This window comes from Atribacter laminatus, assembly GCF_015775515.1.
Classification (GTDB): Bacteria; Atribacterota; Atribacteria; order Atribacterales; family Atribacteraceae; genus Atribacter; species Atribacter laminatus.
The window spans coordinates 1894674-1915893 of record NZ_CP065383.1 but is presented as its reverse complement, the minus strand read 5'-3'; the positions used below and the strand labels follow the sequence as shown (position 1 = coordinate 1915893).

Genomic DNA, 21220 nt, shown 5'->3' with positions numbered 1-21220 from the left:
ATTCAAAGTACGTTTTTAGGTCATTCAATCAGGGTCGTGATAACGCTCCTTCTTCATCAGTCACCTTCGCCTTAACCGGTGGGTCAATAAAACCAAACGTAATTAGCTCACATTCAGTATTGGGAGCGATATCCACAGTAACAGTAAGGTTCTTTTTATTAACCCCATCCTGGGCAGTGACTAAGTATTCAACTGGTTTAGTGAAATCGTTGGGAGTGACTCCGCTCTCCTGGACTACGTTTCCTACTGTGACTGTTGCCTCTTCTGAAGTCGTGAAAGTCGCAACCAGGTTGGAAACATCAGTTCCGTATGGTACGGTAAGGGTAATATTATTATCATTAATAATCCCAACTACCTCTGAATCCAAAGAGGAAAATTTCATTTCAGTGATTTCACACTCGGTATTGGGAGCAACCACCACTGCAATAGTATAAGTCTTTTTAGAAACACCGTCTTGAGCCGTGACCACATATTCTACCGGTCGGGAGAAATCGTTGGGAGTTATTCCACTCTCCTGGATTGCGCTTCCAACCCTTACCGTTGCACCTTCTGAAGTCGTGAATGTCGCAACCAGGTTAGAAACATCGGTCCCATAGGGTACGGTAAGGGTAATATTGGTTTGAGTCGATGAATCGTTCTCACTGAAATCCATAGCATAGGCTGCAGCTTGATCATTTAATTGCAGTTTAAGAGTGGAAAACCCACTTTTTTTATCCGATCGGTAAGCCGGATAAAGAGAAGCTGTTTGCCCAAGATTGTTTTGGGCGTCTAAGCCAGACTGGGAAAGAACTAAGAGCATATAATTCTGAACCATTTGATTTTTAGCTGGATCTTTACTATTTAATAATGAGGCATTAACCAAACTCTCTAAATCAGAAAAATATTGGTTATTTAAATAGCAATTCTCATCGAAATCTTCGGCATATTGACCTCTTTTTTTTAATTCTTGAAATATTAAAACCAAGGCAGTATTTCGAGCATCGGTTAATTGAATAATCTTGGTTTCTCCAGCTTTCAGTATTGGAATTACTTTTGTTAATCTTAATTTTTCTTTTTCGGCTTGAACAACATAAGGTCCTCCCGATGGGACTTGGAGAGAATAAAAACCATTTTGATCAGTTGTTGACCGAGCAAGAGTAAAACCCGTTTTAGGATCAATTACATTGATTATAGCGTCGGTTACTGCTTGTTCACTCATCTTTTTTTCCATTTTATGAATAATCTGATTGACAATTTTTCCTTTGATGATGGGTTTACTTGGTGAAAATATTGGTTTTTGAAAACATCCTCCTTCAACAATTATTGCCAAGACAAGAATAATGATAGGTATCAAAACCTTAAAATACCGCAATTTATAACCCTCCTTTTTTCCAATAGTAACATAATAAAAGTAACTTTGTTATTTTTTTTATTAATACGAAAGGTTTGTTAATATGCATACATCATGGGGTCTTACAAAAACTCAACTTATTTTTTCCATCAACCTTTTTTTAGAATTATTATAAAATTATACAAATAAACCGAACTCCTCTCCTTTGGATAATAATTAAATATCACTAATTCTATGGAGATAATCGTCAATTTCATGAAATGTATTAATTCTCAAGAATTAGAATTTATTTTAATATGAAAGAGTAAAATTTAACGATTCTTTAAGATAATAATGGCTCATTGCTTTGGTTGTTACTATTTTCAGTTTTTATGGATCATCATATCTGCTCGATCCTTCGTCATTTTTATTCTTTTTTAAATAAAGGTTTCAAAGTTGGATACAGTTTTGTGTAGAATTGAAACAAGTTTTGATATATCTCTCGGTTCTTTTCTCGAGGATAAAATTGTTGGCCTTGAGTCCGTAAAGGTTCAATATCGGAAAAATCTCTCTTTACCTTCATCCCCACCAAAGCGCAAAGCGCAGCACCAAAACAAGGACCTGCGGTGCTTCTAATTGGAACTGTTACCTTACTTCCGCATACATCGGCTATCATTTGACACCAAAGTTTGCTCTGACTTCCACCACCGATTACAACAATCTCATTCAGTGTAGTCGAATCCATCGTTATTTCAAGAGACTGCCGAATTCCATACGTCACTCCCTCTAAAGTTGCTCGGATCATCTCAAGATCGGTTGTCTGATCTGTGAGGCCAAAAAATACACCGGTTGCATTTGAATCTCGATTGGGACACCGTTCTCCTACTAAATAGGGCAAAAAGTATACCCCATTCGATCCGCAAGGAACAGTAGAGAGAAGGTGTTCCATCTCATGATATTTTTTTTTCTTATCTCCCGTTGTAATCCTTAAAATCCAATCATAGGCACGGCCGGCGTTGAGCAATGGTGCAATATATAAATATTGGCGTAACTCCGGGCCGTTGAGAACAAAAAGTCCTTCAGATTGGGGTAGATGGTATTCAGGTTTCATTATTGCAACCCAGCCGGTGGTTCCCAGATAACAATGTATACGATCGGAGCCGATCACGCCCGCTCCTACCTGTGATGCCCCTGCATCCCCTAACCCACAAAAAACCGGACACCCGGTAGTGATTCCGGTTGGTATAGATGCATCTTTACTGACGACGCCAACCTGCTCCGTTGCCGAAACGATAGCGGGGAAAAGTGAACTGTGCAAACCGACTTCTTCTATTATAGACTTTTCCCACTGTTCTGAAAGAATATTCATAGAACCGGTCGTTGAAGCATTGGTCGGGTCGGTTACAAGATGGTTAGTTAAACGGAAAATGATATAATCCTTTGCGCCACAGACCATTGTTTCAGCTGAATGATACCATTCTGGATGATTCCTTTTTATCCAGAGTAGTTTTGCTATCGTCGTGGCATGGTCAATTCGATTTCCAAAAATTTGTAAGATTCTTTTTTTCCCAATTTTTCTATTTATCAAATCGGCTTCTCGAATTGCACGAGAATCGGAGTAGAGTAATACTCGATGAAGGGGGTTACCAGATTGATCAAGAAGTAAGCAGTTTTCCATCTGGCCACTCAAACCAATTGCTGCAATTTGATGAGGATTTAAATTCCTCTTCCAAAAAGTATCCAACCCATGAATGACCGCATTCCACCAATCCTCCGGCGATTGCTCAATCCATCCTGGATGGGGATGATAAGTTGGATATTCTTCTCTCGTCGAAAGGATTTCATTCCCTTCAAAATCATAAAAAGCCATTTTCATCCCGCTGGTCCCAACATCTATTCCAAGAACCCCGGGTTGTTTTGGAATCAATTTCATTGCATCAACATCCTTCTTAACAATTTTTACAGAAAATCAACCTACGGTGTTAAATAAAAATATTTAAAATATCGAAAAGATAGACTCTCCAAGTTTTCCTATTCAAAAGATCTTGCGAAGCAGCTTGAGAGTTTGTCCTGAAAATACAGCTGCATAAAAATTCCTTTTAAATCGATTTATCCCTCCGTATTAAAAGAGAACTAATTTATTAAACAAGTCATTTTCATCCTCATCTGCTGTCATGAAAGTGGTATGGCTTTTATTTCGTTAATTATCCCTTCCATTCATCGATATGCTGCAATATGACCGCAAGAATCACAATCATTCCGGTCACTATGTCTTGAAGAAAATAGGGAACCTGGAGCATAGTCAATCCATTCGCAACAACCCCGATGAGCAGACTCCCAATGAAGGTGCCCCAGATGTTAGGAATGCCAGCCTTAAATGCTGTCATTCCTAGGAAAACAGCAGCATACGCCTGAAGAAGCATTCCGCTTCCGGCGGTAGGATGGGCAGAACCAAGCCGAGATGCCAAAATTACTCCAGTAAAAGCCGATAATAGTGAAGAAAGCCCGAATGCATAAGTTTTATCTCGACTTACATGAACGCCACTCAATCGAGACGCCACCGGGTTCCCCCCAATTGCGTATAACCGGCGACCGAACTCCGTCCAGCTAAAAACAAACCAGAAAAAAATCACCACTATTATCATCAGAATGGTCGGAATCGGAACAAAGCCGATTTTCGCTTGACCGAGCCACAGAAAAGAATCAGGTATACCACCAAAAATAGTTGCCCCTCCAGTATACCAAAAGGTAATTCCTCCTAACACTGTTCCTGTTGAAAGGGTCGCAATGAATGAAAATATCCGAAAGCGGGTGATCAGATATCCATTTCCCAGTCCGAATAAAAACGACAGCCCAATTGGAATGAGTATTGAGAGAACGATATTCATTCCTTGAACAGCAAACCCGGCAGCCAAGACGCCACCGAAACTAGCTACCGCTCCAACAGAAAGATCAAATTCTGCAACCACCATGGCAATGGTCGCCCCAACCGAAATAATAGTGAGAAGTGAAATTTGACGAGTAATATTGACCAAATTGGCAAAGGTTGGAAAGGCTCCAGGTTTTAAAACTGAGAATATGACCACAACCACCAATAAAGCAATAAGAGTTCCATATTGTCTTAGAATTTTATTACTCATTCTGTTCCATTCCTTAAACAGCATAGTGATAAAATTTCTGTTTTGGTTATATTTTCATTAGGAAATATACCAACGAACTCTCTTTGGCTCATAACTCCTATCCGATGACTAATTGCTAATACTTCTTCAATGTCCGCTGAACAAACAATAATTCCCGTCCCCTTACGGGCAAGATCATAGAGAAAACGGTAAATCTCTCTTCTCGAAACAACATCGACACCACAAGTCGGTTCATTACACAATAAGACCTTGGCACCATATCCAATCCACTTGGATAAGACAACCTTTTGCTGGTTTCCCCCGCTCAGTGTAGCCACATTCTGTTCTACTCCCGATGTTCGTATATTCAGATTGGTAATCATTTCTTTGGCCAGCTTCATTTCTTTCCTTCGATTGGGAATTGGAAAATACCTATTTTTTCGAAACCGGTACAACATGGGCAAAGTGATATTTTCTCTCACATTAAAGGGGAAAATCAGACCCTGGAGTAATCGATCTCCGGGAACGAGTAGAATTCCATTTTGTATTGCAGACCGGGAATTTTTTATGTTTACTTTTTCGCTATCTACTAAAATGGTACCCGAAAAAGGATGATGCATCCCAAACAATGTTTCTATCAATTCACTCTGCCCAGCGCCAATTAATCCAAAAATTCCCAATATTTCTCCTTTTCTGAGAGAGAAATTGATATTTTTCATTTGCTTCCGTGTAACTGTGAGCGATTGAACCGATAAAACAGTTTGCGAAAATTCAATTGGTGGAGGTGGCGGGAATGTGCTTATTACTGTTTCCCCAGCCATCAAAGAAATGATATCCGATTTTTTTGCTTCATGAATAGGGAGGGTTTTTACAACCTTTCCATTTCGCAAAACCGTGACAAAATCAGCAATTTCAAATATTTCATCAATACGATGAGAAACATAGACAAATGCAACTCCCTGCTCTTTTAGGGTTCTGATGGCTTGAAATAAGAGCTGAGTTTCGGCGTTCGTGAGTGTTGCCGTGGGCTCATCCAATACAATCAAATTGGTTTTATCCAGAAGAGTTCGGACAATTTCGACCATGGTTTGTTGGCCAGCTGGTAGTTCTTGGATTGGCTTGTCCAAATTGACCGATAGGTGATACTGGGAAATGACTGCGTTCACCTCTTCCCTCATTTTTTTCCAATAAACCAGACCGGTTCGTTTTCGAGGATAGGGTCGACCAAGATAAATATTCTCAAATCCAGAAAAAAAGGGAATTAAGCTTCTATTTTGATGGATAAAAGCTATACCAATCTGACGTGCTTGCCAAGGATAATCCAGAGATACTGGCTGACCTATCCAAAATAGAGAGCCAACATCGGGTTGGAGAGCACCGGTTATGATTTTTATTAAAGTCGATTTTCCTGCTCCATTTTCCCCTACTAAGGCATGAATCTCCCCTTTTTGTAATGAATAATCGACATCTTGGAGCGCAACCACCCCGGGAAATTTTTTGGTTATTCCCTTGAGTTCTAGAAGATATGCCATGTTCGACCCATTCTACTCTTTTTAATCCATATAAATTAACTTCGATGGTGTGTAGACTTCAATGGATATGGGGTTCTTCCCGCTAAAAATTCGTTCCAACTGCTCAACGAGGATCACCATCATACCTTCGAAATCCTGGGATACGGTGGCAATCAAAGGTATCCCCTTCTCAATAAGCTCAATTGCTTGGCTGGTTCCGTCAACACCTGCGACTACAATTTCATTTTGTCTGCCGGCAGCAATAATCGCCTGAGTTGCCCCAATAGCTGGTTCATCCCACCCTGCCCAAACAGCCTGAATGGAGCCAGGTTGAGGGTTGGCAATCAAGATGCTTTCCATTGCCTTTCGCGCATCTTCTATGGGACCTGGAACTTGAACGTGGTGCTCAGTGATGACTTTAATATCCGGATTTTCAATTAAAATGGCATCCAAAATCAATGTTCTTTTTCTCACTCCGTGGTGAGGCCGGTGAGTGAAAACCACAATATTCCCTTTTCGATCGATTGCATTAAACAAAAATGTGGTCATCATCTCCGACATAACATAGTTGTCAGAAGTGACATTACAGGTCACTCCCGGAATCCAACCGGCATCGGCTCCTAAAACCGGGATACCAGCCTCATTTGACTTCTTTATTTGATCTTTAAGTTGGTTGGGATCTGCTGATCCCAATACGATTGCATCAACCTTCCGAGCGATCATATCTTCCATCCGGCTTGCCAGAGCTCCAAAATCACCTTTGGTGTCTATAGTAACCACATCCCATCCCCTGACTTTTGCTTCTTTTTCGAAGGTTTTAATCATCTGGTTGGTTGTTACTGAAGCCAAGTAGGGAGTTAGCATGGCTACAGTTTTTGTTTCTTCAGCAAATGCCGACGGAATAACTAAAATAATAATACAAACTAAAATTGAGAATAATAATTTTTTCATTTTTCTTTCACCTTCCTTCTATTCTTCTATTTTAAAAGGAGTATTTGATTAAACTCCCTTTTAAAATCCTAAATAACACTCACTTGATCCAATGCCTGACGATATTGGGATAGATACCTGGCAAATCCGCACATCAATTCAGGGTCATCGATGTGTTGAGCAATAAAACGGACTACTGCACTCCCCACTATCACACCATCGGCAATCATCGCTAATTCCCGGGCTATTTCAGGCGAATTGACACCAAAACCGATGAGGAGAGGAACTGTGGTTGTTTTTCTCAAGCCAGTAATCACCGGTTTGATTTGTTCAAGGTCGATATTGGTTTTTCCGGTGATTCCTTTTCCAGAAACGATATAAACGAAACCACAGCTTTCTTGCCCAATTTTTCGTAGTCTTTCAGCCAATGTATTGGTTGAAGCAAGGATGATAACTGAAAGCATTTCTTTCAGGTCATCAAGCATCCGGGAAGTTTCCAAGGGGAAATCAGCTACGATTAAACCTTGAAAACCAGCTTGGTGATAATCCTTTCCAAAACGCTCGATTCCATACTGAAAAACAATATTTCCGTAAGTCATTGCAATAAGAGGAACCTTGAGCTGGACACTGGAGAGAACCTCTGGAATCATCTTCGGTGTGACTCCATTTTTCAAGGCATGATAGGAAGATTCTTGAAGTATCGGACCGTCGGCAACTGGGTCAGAATGGGGAATACCAATTTCAATAGCATCTACACCTTGATCCTGGCATATCTTCAATAAATCTAAAAATATCGGGATATTTGGATATCCAAAGGTTAAATAAGGAAGGAAAAGTTTCTTTTTTTCAATTTTCTTGACGTTTAATGTTTCCGCTAACCGATCAGTCATTTTTTTTCATCCCTTCCTGATATTTAATAACTTCTTCCACGTCTTTATCTCCCCGTCCCGATAAACAAATTAAAATAATTGAATTTTTCGGAACACTTGCAGCCATCTGTAACACATATGCGACTGCGTGAGCGCTTTCCAGAGCTGGGATAATACCTTCCAAATGGGAAAGAACTAAGAAAGCTTCAACTGCTTCTGAATCGGTGACTGCGGCATATCGTGCTCGTCCGTTGACCGAAAGAAAGCTATGTTCCGGGCCAACTCCTGGATAGTCAAGGCCTGCTGCAACTGAATGTGTTTCAAGGATTTGTCCATATTGATCTTGAAGAACGTAACTCAAACTCCCGTGGAGAATCCCTTTCGAGCCTTTCCCAATACTTGCCGAGTGTTTTCCAGTCTCTAATCCCAAACCTCCAGCTTCTACTCCAATGAGCTCAACCTGGAGATCCTTATGAAAACCTTGAAAAATTCCCATGGCATTACTTCCTCCCCCAACGCAGGCGATAACTTTGTCGGGAAGTCGATTCTCAACATCAAGAATCTGTTGGCGAGCTTCACCACCAATAATTGACTGAAAATCTCGTACCATGCGAGGATATGGATCCGGTCCCACTACCGACCCGATGACATAGTGGGTATTATCTACATTTTGTACCCAATCTCGCATCGCCTCATTAATCGCATCTTTTAAGGTTTGAGTACCAGACTTAACCGGTATAACCTCAGTTCCTAATATTTGCATGCGATAAACATTAAGTTTTTGTCTTTCTACATCAACAGCTCCCATATATACTTGGCATTCCATTCCAAGAAGGGCACAGGCAGTGGCAGTTGCCACTCCATGCTGGCCTGCTCCGGTTTCAGCGATGATTCGTTTTTTCCCCATCTTTTTTGCCAACAATACTTGTCCCAGCGTATTGTTAATCTTGTGGGAACCAGTATGATTGAGATCCTCTCGTTTCAGATATATTTTCCGTCCCTGACAATACTCACTCAGCCTTGAGGCGTAATACAATGGTGAGGGACGTCCGGCGTAACGGGATAAGTAATACCCAAGTTCCTCGTGAAATGACCGGTCATTCAAATAATATTCGTAGGATTTTTCTAATTCACTCAAGGGATACATGAGAATTTCGGGGACAAACCGTCCTCCGAATTCTCCTATAAATCCTTTGGCATGCATAGCTCTCACTTCCTCTTTTTAATTATATTGGCCTTCCAACCTATCACCAGCAATAAAAAAAGCCCTCGTCAAGAGACGAGGGCTTTCACTCGCGGTACCACTCTTATTAATGGCAGATCTTGCCATTCACTCTCTCAGGTACGGGATCACTCCGATACCCAGCTTCCTTTAAAGGGAAAGACCCTTCTCACCCTACTCGCCTTCGCTTTCGCAGAGCCGCTCCAAGGTCCATTCACTCCCGTTGCAACACCAGGCTCCCACCCTTTATCCTGGATCTCTTTGGATGCATGATTCGGAGGTTACTCTTCCTTTTCCCAGCGTTTACCTATTCTCGATTTTGAATATTTGACCACATGACTCGTCTTTTGTCAATACCAATCCATCAACTACAACAGGATTTCATCTTAAGGGTTAAAACGATCTCAAACCAGATTTTTTAGGGTAGCGACATGCCATGAGATGTCGATTTCTAAATTTATATCCTCCCCATTTTTTTCATTGGTTACTGCTAAGCAACAAGATGTTCTATCCTGAAAATACCGGAACATTTTTTAAGGGAATTCTTTTAGAGCAACTCACCAGGATCTCATTCTGGGTTTTCACCCTCATCCTCACCTTCTCCCATCAAGGGAGAAGGAATTCTAGTCGTCATTGCGAGGAACGAAGTGACGTGGCAATCTCATGAGATCAATCTTTTTTATTCCTTTCCCTTTGGATAAAGGGAGATGTTTTAGGATTCGTTTGGTTTCCAAAAATTCAAATCCCCCTTACCCCTTTTTTATAGGGGGAGATTGGTTTCTGAGTTTATATTTTCATCCTCATCTGGTGCTGCGAAAGCAGCATGAGTGTCTATCCTGCAAATACAAAAAACGGTTAAAATATAATCTAAAAAATGTTAAAGAATGAATTAGGCAATTCCCATCCTCGAGGAGTGAAACTCCATGTCGAGGAGGGTGCCTTTTATTTTAAGGTAAAGAAAATAAAATGATGTATTTTCCCACTCGATAAGGTATTATTTTAATATCTTTCATTTTTTTAGTCTCTATGAATGAGGGAGGGGTATCGAATGGTTTTTCCGTGGAAAGGATTATTCTTCATTTTCCTTATTTTAACCAGTATTCTAAGTTTTTCAACGCTCGCTTTATCAGATAATGCTATCCTTCCCCAGGCTTCTTTCACCCCCACTCCTTCCTCGGGAGTTGCCCCCTTCACCGTTGCCTTTGATGCCAGCGCTTCAAGCCCTGGTAGAGGGACATATATCACTCAATACGATTGGAAATTCGAGAGGGTAACTGACAACTGGATTAGTACCGGCAGTGATCCATGTTCAACTTATACTTACTCAAATCCCGGTTCCTTTACTGTTTCGCTTCAGGTTACCAATAACAATAATCAAAAAAGCCTGTCTTTTTATCAAATAATTACCGTTCTTCCTCCCTGCCCTGATCCTTCTCCATGCATCACTGTCACTCCTTCATTATCGGGGAATGCGCCCTTTACCGTCAACTTTTATTCGAATCAATCAGATCCTGGTGAAGGCGAAACAATTTCAAGCTGTTTATGGACATTTGGTGACCTTTCCCTGCCGGCAAACCAAGCCAATCCCACCCATACCTTTTCTGAACCTGGGGTCTATCAAGTCCAACTGAGAGTAACCAACTCTTGTCATAAATTTAAAACAACTGAAACGACCATAACCGTTACCGAACCGAGTCCAACCGAGACCCCATCTCCACCGCCAATTGAAACTCCTTCACCAACACCATCCGAAACACCGATCCCGACAACCATTCCCTGCCCAACTCCAACAGCGACACTCACTTCTCAACAGTCTCATGAAAACCCGCTTAAGGTTGAATTCAACGGCACTGGATCTGATCCTGGCATGGAATCAACCATTTTAGATTATTTCTGGAATTTTGGTGACGGGAACAGCCAACATTCTGATCAGCCAACCATTACTCATAGTTATACTCATTATGGACATTTTTCCGTCTCCCTTACCGTCACCAACAACTGTAATCAAAACCATACTTTGGATGTGCTTTCACTCAATCTAATCTGCCCTGATCCTCAACTTACCGGGTTTACCCTCGACCACGGGGATCTCCAACCTCATTTCGATCCTGAGATCAAGTTATATAAGGTGAATGTCGGATATGCAACCGAGACCATCGCCGTTACCCCAATTTCCAATTGTCCTGAACTCGCTATTGAGATCTCTGATACCCCGGTTTCCAGTGGCACTGCCTCCACTCCCATTCCTTTGGAGGTCGGTACCAATTCAATTCATATCTTTACTCGATCACCGGAGGGAGAAAGGTTGCAAGACTACCAACTCATTGTTCGGCGCTCGGCACCAGCTGATACCACTCTTATGTTTAGTGATTTATCCGTCGATCCCAATCCTTTCTCGCCAGCTTGGAGCCCCGATAAAAAGGATATTACCAAAATTGGAGGGAAACTAAATCGAGAAATCCCACTCAGTATCCGTTTTTATTCAGGAGGGAAACTCATTGATAAGATATTACCAAAAGATATTAATCGTTATCAGGGAGCCAATATAGCACACATGGATTCCGATCGTTCTCGGTGGAATGGGCTTTGTAACGAAGCTCTTCCTTCTCAAGTTTACGATATCGAAGTATCGACCCCAGTTCAGTTAATCCGACAAACCGGAAATCTGAGCCAAGAACAAAAAGCGATTATCCACCAACCCCAAGCCTTGGTTGTTGACAATAACGGTAACTTGGTATTAGCCAGTGAGGGTTGCCCCTTACAGATCTTGAGTCCAACTGGGGATTTTATCCGATTTTTGGGAAAAGAAAAAACAACCACCGCGTTGGCATATTCTCCCCAGGGAGACATTATTGGAATCAATACCAAATATCTTTTTAAAATTAATCCTGACCAGCGGTCGGAAATGATCCTCTGTCGCTTTCAAGATCTTGAAATAAAAATCGATCATCAAGATAAATTAGCAGTACATAGCAGCGGAGAAATATTCATCAGCTGTAAAGATTGGGGGAGTATTCTGGTCTTTTCCGACCATGGTCACTTTCTTCGGGAAATACCAGTCGTCGAAAACCAGTCTTTTCATAATGAAATATACGATATTACTTTTGGACCAGATGGGTATCTCTATGTCTCCATGATGGAATTTCAAAAAAATATACCAACGGGGATGATTAAGATATTCTCGCCGGAAGGAGTTCTTATCCACACGATCACCAACCTGTATGGTGGGGGTCCCATTCCACTCCCAGCGTTGGGAGAAATAGGGATTTTCTCTGATGGTTCAATCTTAATCGCAACATCTCAATTTTTCCATCCTCTGGAATTTTCTGATGAAAAATCGTCTTCCTCCTTTTTTCTTTTTTGCAAACTTTCTCCCCTCGGCGAGGTTCTTGATACTTGGGGGCAACCAGGAGATTTGAGTTATATTCGTTCCCTAAACATCAAGGATGATATCTGCTACGTCACCGACCAGCAGGGTTCCCATCGAATAGTCATCATGGATCAAGAAGGTCATATCCTCTCCGAAATTGTAACTCCGCCTGACACCTACCTTAATCCAGTAGGAATGGCTCGCCTTGACCAAAATCGCTTGGTCGTTTTGGATAATGCCTTAGAACGATGTGTGATCATGAACAACGAGGGAATAATCGAACAGGTCTTTCCGATATGGGCTTATTTCAACACATCACAACAAGTAAAAGGAGTTTATGTTGGTCCGAATGGTGATATATATCTACCAGGAATGAAGCAAGTTGCTTTATTCTCTTCCACAGGTGTTTTCAAAAAAATAATTCCTTTGGACTTAAAAAAAGAAACCCCATCGGGTGGCTGGGGAGGTTTGTTCATTGATCAAGAGGAGAATATGATATTCTCCGAAGGTTACCCGGGGAAGATCTGGATTTTTGACCCTCAAGGTCAAGCGGTAAAAACCATATCACTGGCAGTGAATTCGACAACTCATGAGAAAACCGCCCATGAATCTCACCACTGGGCAGAAAAACCAGGATTCTTTGGTCCTGTTGTTTCAGCTCCTGAAGATGGTATCTATGTTCAGGTCATGCACCAAAACCAAAAAGGAGATTTTGAACCTGCATTTTGTGAATTGGATCTCAAAACCGATAAGGTACGCCTCATTATTCCTCGAAATCTGGAAGATGAAAAAAATGGGATTGTCCCCCGGATGAATTACGATATCGAGGATGATCTCATAGCACCTTTTGCCGTTGGCAAAGACTTTTTTTATAAGGTTTATTTTCAGTCGGTGGTTGCCTATGATCGGTCAGGGAACTTTCAATGGTCATTGGGGCAGGAACCCGGCTGGTCTTTTATGATTCCTGGACTCCTGGCGCAGGAGAATGAACTTGAAATAATGGAATCCGATTGGTCGTACAACGAACCTTTACCAATCCGAATTGAAAAGTGGTCCATCGGTCAAGAAGTGATTCTGGCTCGTGGTCAAGTCGAAATCGATAATATACCTCCCAAAGTATTCATCCTCTCATCGGGAATGGCTACAATAGACCAAGACCAGTATACTCTCAAAGGACATATTGAAGAGAAAAACTTTGATCATTATGGAGTGTGGTATCGTAAAGCTGGGAGCGAACGAGGTTGGAATCAAGTCAATTTAGCCCTTCCTCCTTTTAATGAAAAACAAAACCCTCAAGATGATATTTTAGCGAGTTGGTATCTCTCCAATGATTATCGGGATGCGGGTGTGGAAGTCAGGGTTGTAGCCTGGGATACTGCCGGAAATTCCAGCGAATCAATCGCCCAGGTTGCCTTTGATGATGATGGTGATGGAATTAGCAATAGTGAAGAATTAGCCTTGGGAACCAATCCTCGACAATATTCCCATATTGAAATTCAGACCGATCTTCAAACCTTAGTCACCCCCTACTTTTTTACTGATTCTCAACATGAACTCCATTTTTACGTCGTTGATGTAACCAATCCGGAGAAACCTCGTCCTCTTCCTCATGCCCTCCTTCACATTTCCTTTGACGCTGGCACGTATATTCAATCTCAAAACACCGTTTTGTGGCAAAGCCCTGATGTTGTCTCTCAATCAGTAACAGTACGCTGTGCCCTCCCTCGCAGCGACCAAATTGTGATTGCCGACCATGGAGTAAGCAACCTCTTGGAGGCTGAATTCAATCTTTTGGTCATGAAAGATGAAGATCAAGACTGGATGCCTGATATCCGTGAAATACTGGCCGAAAACGACGATTATTGCTCCACCTTTTTAAACCATCCCGATTCCGATGGAGATGGGGTCATCGATGGGAAGGATTTAGCACCGCGAACGACCTATCAGGAATGCTGGCATAAAATTTACCATCCCAGCATGCTAGGGAAAGCTCTCCCGCTTTGCTTTTACGGAATAGGTGGTCCGGGAAGTCATACAGTCCGGTGGTCCTATTATTGCTATGACGACCCAGACGAAAAATTCAAACTTTTTCACGATTTAGGAAGAGAAGGAATCATCGAAAGCGAAGTCACGTCAGCTCAGCACAATAAAGAGCTGGCTAACTCAATGTTGTTTCCCGGTCAAACTGGTGAACTCAATATTTTTACCATATTACCTGTTTCCCAAAATATGCAGTTTTCTATACAAAGCCAGAACCAATTTGATGCTCCATCTTGGGATTCAATTCAAAGCCAGCTTCAAGATGATTGGAATAATGTAATCGACATTGAAATTCCCCAACTCCCTTTTGACGATCATGCCCAACCTCATCTTAGACCTCCTTCATCAGGGAAAACCGAACCAAGTGTGCCACCATTCGCTATCACTTCCTTTGAGGGAGGCAATCTTCAATTAAATTGGAGGGATGAATTTTTAGGAATGTACGAATTCGCTATCAAAAAAAATCAAGAATATGTTGATTTTTATTATCATTCTAAGACTGCGGGCGGAGTAGGTTTGATCAACAACGTTGAACCCATAGATGTGGTTACATTTACCGAAACCGGTATTCACCGTGGCTATATGATGGTCGAAGTTCCAGGAAGCGATGATTTTCTTGACCGAACCCTTACTTTTCAATGGCGTATTAAAGAAGATGCTGACCAAACCAAACTCCCCTCTTCTCCGGGAGATGGGTTTGCCCAATTAGGCTGGTTAGTGGAAGTCTACCACTCCGATCAGGTTATTCAATTTCCAGGAAACAGTATTCAGATAAACCTCCCCGTATCTTCATCGAGTCCACTTCTAAAACCCGGACCAATCCTTCCCTGGAATACAGTTCTCTATACCGATCAGGTCCTGGCTCAGCCTCAGGGTAATCACCTTTACTATGCTTCAGTCAAATTGCCAGGTGAACGATTAACTCCTGGAAATTCATTGTTTATAAAACTCACTCCTTTTTGGGTTAAAAAATCTCGCTCCAAAATTACTTTCGAACCGTTCCCGCTTCCAGCCAAGACCACTCAATCAATCACTCTGGACAATAATCAACAAGTTATGGCAATTATTCAAGATCCTCCTTACTCTCCTATTACAGTTTCCGGTGTTATTGTCGAGACTCTCAGTCCAACTCAGGAATGGATCCCCCGCCTTTTACCTCGACCAAATCATCCTCTCAATGATCAGATTTTGGAACAGCTCATAACATCTCTTTCATCATCGGCAAATAGCTGGCCTTCACCTTATGGTTGTTATGACTATTTTCAAACCATAGACGGAGTGAATTATGCCATCCGATGTATCAATTCTATCGGAATGCGTAACCAATGGAAAAGAGCAGGGTTAGAACCTCAACTTAAAAATTTGATCCAGGGAAGTTCACTGGATGAGGTCGATGTTGTTTGTTTGGTTGCTCCAAACCAGTATGAACTTTCTCTTCTTTTCCAAAACCTTCCCTGGAATTTACCCGGACAGTGGTGGTCGGAAGGAAAAAGTATCTCCGGAGAAGAAACCTCTTTTCTGCTTTCTGAAAGTGGATTTGGAGGCGTTGCTCCTCAATCTGATATATCAGCAGATCCTCTCCTCGAAAACCTCAAAAAAGTGAAAAACGTGATTTCAGCTGGAATAAAAATCTATAGTTCTTGGCAAAAAATTGCCAGCGCTCAACCCATCGAAACCAAAGTCGATACCTCTTGGATTGAATCGGGAGACGAGGCTTTTTCCAATACTGAATCTCTTCAAACTCTTTTAACTCAAAAAACATCCTCGGGAACCATTCTTGCCAAAGAAACCACAACTCAAACCCAAACTCTCCAACAAGAAACTCTGATACGGGTTAAGGAAAAAACCGAGATTGTACAGGAAACCGAACTCAATCAATCATCGCTCCTCAGTCAAATGCACCATTCTCTCCAATTCAAGGCTTTCATCTCTGGAGCGAAAGTTGGGACTATTCTTATTAGCAGTGGAAGCCAAATTTATGCCTGTTCTTCCCAGGATGATTGGGTGGGAGTCAGTGTTTATATCTTTAAGGGAGGTCTTGAATTATCTGGTGAAGCTTTTAAATTAGCAGGAATCGCAGCTCAAACCCGGCTTGGAGCGTATTTACCTTCTTATCTCGTTATGCCAGAAAAAAGCTTCTGGGTAAAAGGGATTCCAATCAAAAGCGTAAGCGGTTCTCTCAATGTAATTGGGATGGTCACTGGTACCATTGAAACTGGATATAATCTCTACCTTTACACTCAAGCCGACGATGTACTCAGCAAAAAAGAAGCCGCCCGTAACACCTGTGCAACTGCTATCGATGCAGGTATCAGCGTTGTTGAACCTTTAGGGGGTTTCATTATGGGGTCCTGGATTATTGGATCAGAAATCGTCCATTTCGCTTTAAAACTTTTTGATATTGAAGTATCACCGTATATCAAAAAAGTAACGAGCACGCCTGGTCAGTTTTTGACCTATGCTGTGGTAAAAATTGATCCCCAATCGGTACCTTTTGATAAAGCCATCGATGCTTGTACCAAAGCTCAAAATGATGCAATTAAAAACTGTAAAAAATATAATAAAGATCCTGAGAAAGAATATATTTATATTTTTGTTCCGCCATCTTAATAAAAGAATCTTTGTGATAAAGATTGTAAGAGGTGAATAGAAAAATTTCTTCAATATCCTCTCTTTTTCAATTTTTTTTCATCACCACTCTGCCAAAGAAGATCAGCATAAAGAAGATACATGCATATCCTTCTTATGCTTAATTTTAAAACAATAAACACTGGACCTGAATTCTTGGATTAAAATTATGAACTAATTTAAGAAGTATTTTGAGGAAATAAAAACAAATCCGGATTTTACTGAACGGGAGAGGCTCAGGTTTGAACAAGCTCACCCCTAGCTCATTTTAACCTAAGCCTTCTCCTCCCCTGAGGGGGAAACTAGAATGAGGGTTAGAATGAATACGATTTCATATAAAATACTTTACCTAACCTCACCAATACATGATACATATTTTTAAAAAAATTGCAAGTCTCTTCTATAAAAAATAATATCAATTATTAATTAAATAATAAAATTATTCGTGCCCTTTTCAGGGGAAAAAAATCAATCAATTAATACCTGAGAATTTTACTAACGAAAGACATCCATCTCATTTTCCATGCATACTATAATTAAAAAAATGATACCATGAAATAATTATTACTATAATAAGCACTAAATCTCCAAGTTTTGGATGGATTTGGAGTTAAACTGGCTCATATACAAGTCGTAATAAAATCCTTTTTTATCCAATAATTGTTGGTGATTTCCCTGCTCAACAATTTCTCCTTTATTGATAACCAGAATCGAATCGGCATTTCGTATAGTACTTAATCGGTGAGCGATTACCAAACTGGTTCTTCCCTTCATAAGATTAAGCATAGCTTTTTGAACGTATTTTTCCGTTCGGGTATCAATGTTGCTGGTAGCCTCATCCAAAATCAAAATTGAAGGATTTGCCAGCAAAACTCGAGAAATGGCAATTAGCTGTCTTTGTCCCTGGCTGAGATCACTCCCATCTTCAGTCAGGATAGTATCATAACCGTTTGGTAAATGTCGGATAAACTGTTCAGCGTTAGCCAGACGTGCGACATTTTCAATTTCTTCATCGGAGGCTTCAAGATACCCATAGCGAATATTATCCCTTACTGATTCGGCAAAAAGATAAGTATCCTGCAAGACAATACCTAACAACGATCGTAAAGTAGAACGCTTAATATTACGAATATCAATCCCATCAATCAATATAGTACCGGAATCGACGTCGTAAAAACGAGTTAAAAGATTAACCATAGTTGTTTTTCCCGCTCCGGTTGGCCCGACTATAGCAACAGTTTGACCAGGGAAAATATGGAAATTGATATTTTTTAAAACTGGTTCTTCCGGTTTATAACCGAAACTCACCTTGCTAAACTCAACCTCTCCCCGAACAGCTTCAGTCCCAGCAGCATTAGGCAAGTCAGCCATTTCGGGTGGTTCATCCATAACTTCAAAAACTCGTTCAGCACTTGATAATCCCGATTGAATTAAATTAAACTGATTGGCTAATTCATTCAAAGGACGGGCAAAATGGCGTGAATAGGTTATAAAGCTAGCGATAATACCTATGGTTATGGTTTGGCGAATTGCCATATATCCACCTACTCCTGCCACAACGGCAAAACCAAAATTATTTAACAAATTCATTAAGGGAGGGAGAATGCCTGAATAAATTTGAGCACGGATAGCAATCCCTCTTAAGGCAGAATTTTGTTTTTCAAATTCATCAATCTCTTGGCTTTCACGATTAAAGATTTTCACCACCTTTTGCCCAGAAATATTCTCTTCAATTAAACCATTCAAATCGCCTAATTGTGATTGTTGCTGAAGAAAGGATTCACGAGTTCGACTGGCAATCATCCGGGTGAATAAAAACATTAAGGGAACAACAGTTACGCTAACCATGGTTAGCGTAGGGCTGAGCCAGAGCATCATAATAACTGTACCAATCAGAGAAATAATACTGGTAAAAACCTGTACAATACTTGAGCTGAGAGCATTACTGATCAAATCAATATCATTAGTTAAACGACTCATTAAATCCCCGTGCAGGTGGTTATCAAAAAATTTTATCGGAAGATGCTGTAGCCGGGAAAACAAATTCTTTCTCAAGTTAAACACTGTTTTTTGGGCAATCTGAATCATAAGACGATTTTGTATATAGGTAAAAAGTGAAACCAGGGCATAAATACTAACCATCATCAAAGCTATCCTCATTAAACCTATAAAATCACCTGGGATTATAAAATCATCAATGGCTTTCCCAATTAAATAAGGTCCAATCAAATTCAATAGCGAAGATATTACCACCGATATAAAAATAAAGATAAGGGTAACACGATGGTCTTTTAAATAAATCCATAATTGCTTTATGGTTTTCCTGGTATCTTTTGGCTTTGAAACCGGTCCCGGTATTTGATGAGGACCATGTCCTCCCATTCCACTCATGGGGCGACCTGGTTGTCGAGGTCCTGAATAAAATCCAGGCTTTGAAGCTCTCGGATCAATCATAAATTGTCACCCCTTCTCCCAGTTGAGATTGATATATCTCCTGGTAGATAGAATTATTCATCATAAGCTGGGAATGATTTCCTTGTCCAACAATCTGCCCATTGTCTAAAAGTAAAATACAATCGGCATCTAAAACAGTGCTAATTCTCTGGGCAACAATAAAAATTGTGGTGTCAACCAAAGTTTTCTTTAAAGCCGATAGGATCTTTTTTTCCGTTGCCAAATCGACAGCACTGGTACTATCATCAAGTATTAATATGGCCGGCTCCTTTACAATCGCCCGGGCAATAGCAATTCGTTGTTTTTGGCCACCAGAGAGGTTAGTCCCTCTTTGATTAATTAGTGTATTATAGCCTTCAGGAAATTGGATGATAAATTGATCGGCTTGGGCAATTTTTGCAGCAGCAATAACTTCTTGATCAGATGCCTGGGGATTCCCCCATTTAATATTTTCTTTTATGGTCCCGGAAAAAAGGATAGTATCTTGTGGAACGATACCAATAGACGATCTTAAAGTTTCGAAATCGAAAACCCGGACATCTCTTTCATCAATCTTAACTCTTCCTTTATTTACATCATAGAGTCGAGGAATTAAGTTCATAAGAGTTGATTTCCCCGATCCAGTTCTTCCTAATATAGCAATGGTTTCCCCAGGTTGAGCAACAAAGGAAATATCTTTCAAAGCCGGTTCTTCCCCGTCTTCTCCAAATTGAAAGGTAACCTTTTCAAATTCAACTATTCCCTTTTTTATTGGAGTTGAGTCAGGTTGGGATGGGTTCTGAATTTGGGGAACAATGGATAAAACCTCATGAATACGTTCTGCAGATGCATTTGCTCTAGTTATGAATATAAATATTGCGCTCACCATCATCAGCGAGAAAAGAATTTGCATAAAATAATTAATAAAAGCCATGATCTCTCCAACTTTCATCGTTCCACCACTGACCTGTATACCACCAAACCAAATCACTGCCACCAAGCTTAAATTCATAATTAACATCATAACCGGCATTATTGATATGACTAATTTAAAAGCTTTTATTGTGGTGTTCATTAATTCTTTGTTGGCTACAGAAAACCGTTTTTTTTCGTAATCTGAACGATTAAAGACTTTTATCAAACGAACACCTGATAAATTCTCTCTCATTACCGCATTTACTCGATCCAACTTCTTTTGAACTGTAGTAAATAAAGGAAAACTTTTTTGAATAACAAAATATAGGATCAGTAAAAGTGCGGGTACAGATGCGAAGAGAATCATGGCTAACCGAGCGTTAATTGAGATAGCCATGATAATTCCCCCTACACCTAAAAGCGGAGCTCTTACCATAATCCTTAATGACATGAGGACTAACATTTGCACTTGGGCTATATCATTGGTAAGACGGGTAATTAAAGTTGAAATCTTAAACTTTTCAAGGTCTGCATAAGAAAAGCTTTGGATTTTTTTGAAGAGGTCAGACCGAAGGTCGGTCCCAAAGTTCTGACTGGCAATACTGGCCGCAACTGTACAGCCCGCTCCTCCTAACATACCAATAACGGCTATGCCAATCATTAAAAGGCCGGTTCTCATAACAAAGGTTAAATCTTGACCGGCAATCCCAACATCCACAATCTTTGCTAATAAAGTTGGCTGAAGAAGGTCGACTATGACTTCAACTACCATTAATAGTGGTGCCAAAACCACAAACTTCCAATAAGGCTTTAAATAGGATAACAGCTTGCCCAAGCATCTACCTCCCGGAATTATGACCTTTAAAGGAGTCTT

Annotated in this window: 10 protein-coding genes and 1 other annotated feature; of the genes, 1 reads left to right on the top strand and 9 read right to left on the bottom strand. The window is 40.6% G+C overall.

What is annotated here, in order from left to right:
• Positions 1–28: 28 nt before the first annotated feature.
• The 7 genes from RT761_RS08640 to trpB all read right to left on the bottom strand — a co-directional run bounded on the left by RT761_RS08640 (position 29) and on the right by trpB (position 8942).
• Positions 29–1351: a DUF5018 domain-containing protein gene (locus tag RT761_RS08640; RefSeq protein WP_218111022.1), complete on the bottom strand. Its 1323-nt coding sequence runs from the start codon at positions 1349–1351 to the stop codon at positions 29–31.
• Between the two features lie 385 nt (positions 1352–1736).
• Positions 1737–3242 (bottom strand): xylulokinase, encoded by a 1506-nt coding sequence (gene xylB / locus RT761_RS08635; RefSeq protein WP_218111021.1) that lies wholly within the window; start codon positions 3240–3242, stop codon positions 1737–1739.
• Between the two features lie 271 nt (positions 3243–3513).
• On the bottom strand, positions 3514–4449 hold the full coding sequence (locus RT761_RS08630) for an ABC transporter permease (protein ID WP_218111020.1): 936 nt from the start codon (positions 4447–4449) through the stop codon (positions 3514–3516).
• Complete coding sequence (locus RT761_RS08625; RefSeq protein WP_218111019.1) at positions 4446–5960, bottom strand: sugar ABC transporter ATP-binding protein; 1515 nt, start codon at positions 5958–5960, stop codon at positions 4446–4448. Before RT761_RS08625 ends, RT761_RS08630 begins: the two co-directional genes overlap by 4 nt.
• Positions 5961–5981: 21 nt before the next feature.
• Positions 5982–6890, bottom strand: coding sequence for a sugar ABC transporter substrate-binding protein (locus RT761_RS08620; protein ID WP_218111018.1), 909 nt, complete (start codon positions 6888–6890; stop codon positions 5982–5984).
• Positions 6891–6958: 68 nt separating this feature from the next.
• A complete protein-coding gene (gene trpA / locus RT761_RS08615; protein WP_218111017.1) occupies positions 6959–7759 on the bottom strand; it encodes a tryptophan synthase subunit alpha in 801 nt (266 codons plus the stop codon).
• Positions 7752–8942, bottom strand: coding sequence for a tryptophan synthase subunit beta (gene trpB, locus RT761_RS08610; protein ID WP_218111016.1), 1191 nt, complete (start codon positions 8940–8942; stop codon positions 7752–7754). Before trpB ends, trpA begins: the two co-directional genes overlap by 8 nt.
• Positions 8943–9010: 68 nt before the next feature.
• Positions 9011–9267: a binding site (T-box leader), on the bottom strand.
• A 741-nt stretch (positions 9268–10008) separates the two neighbouring features.
• On the opposite strand from trpB, the gene RT761_RS08605 reads away from it, so the two are divergent.
• Positions 10009–16980 carry a PKD domain-containing protein gene (locus RT761_RS08605; RefSeq protein ID WP_218111015.1) on the top strand — a complete coding sequence of 2324 codons (6972 nt, stop codon included), beginning with the start codon at positions 10009–10011 and terminating at the stop codon, positions 16978–16980.
• 597 nt (positions 16981–17577) lie between these two features.
• Here RT761_RS08605 and RT761_RS08600 read toward each other — a convergent pair.
• Complete coding sequence (locus tag RT761_RS08600; RefSeq protein ID WP_218111014.1) at positions 17578–19452, bottom strand: ABC transporter ATP-binding protein; 1875 nt, start codon at positions 19450–19452, stop codon at positions 17578–17580.
• Positions 19445–21181: an ABC transporter ATP-binding protein gene (locus RT761_RS08595; protein WP_218111013.1), complete on the bottom strand. Its 1737-nt coding sequence runs from the start codon at positions 21179–21181 to the stop codon at positions 19445–19447. The genes RT761_RS08600 and RT761_RS08595 overlap by 8 nt, the downstream gene beginning before the upstream one ends.
• Positions 21182–21220 lie beyond the last annotated feature (39 nt).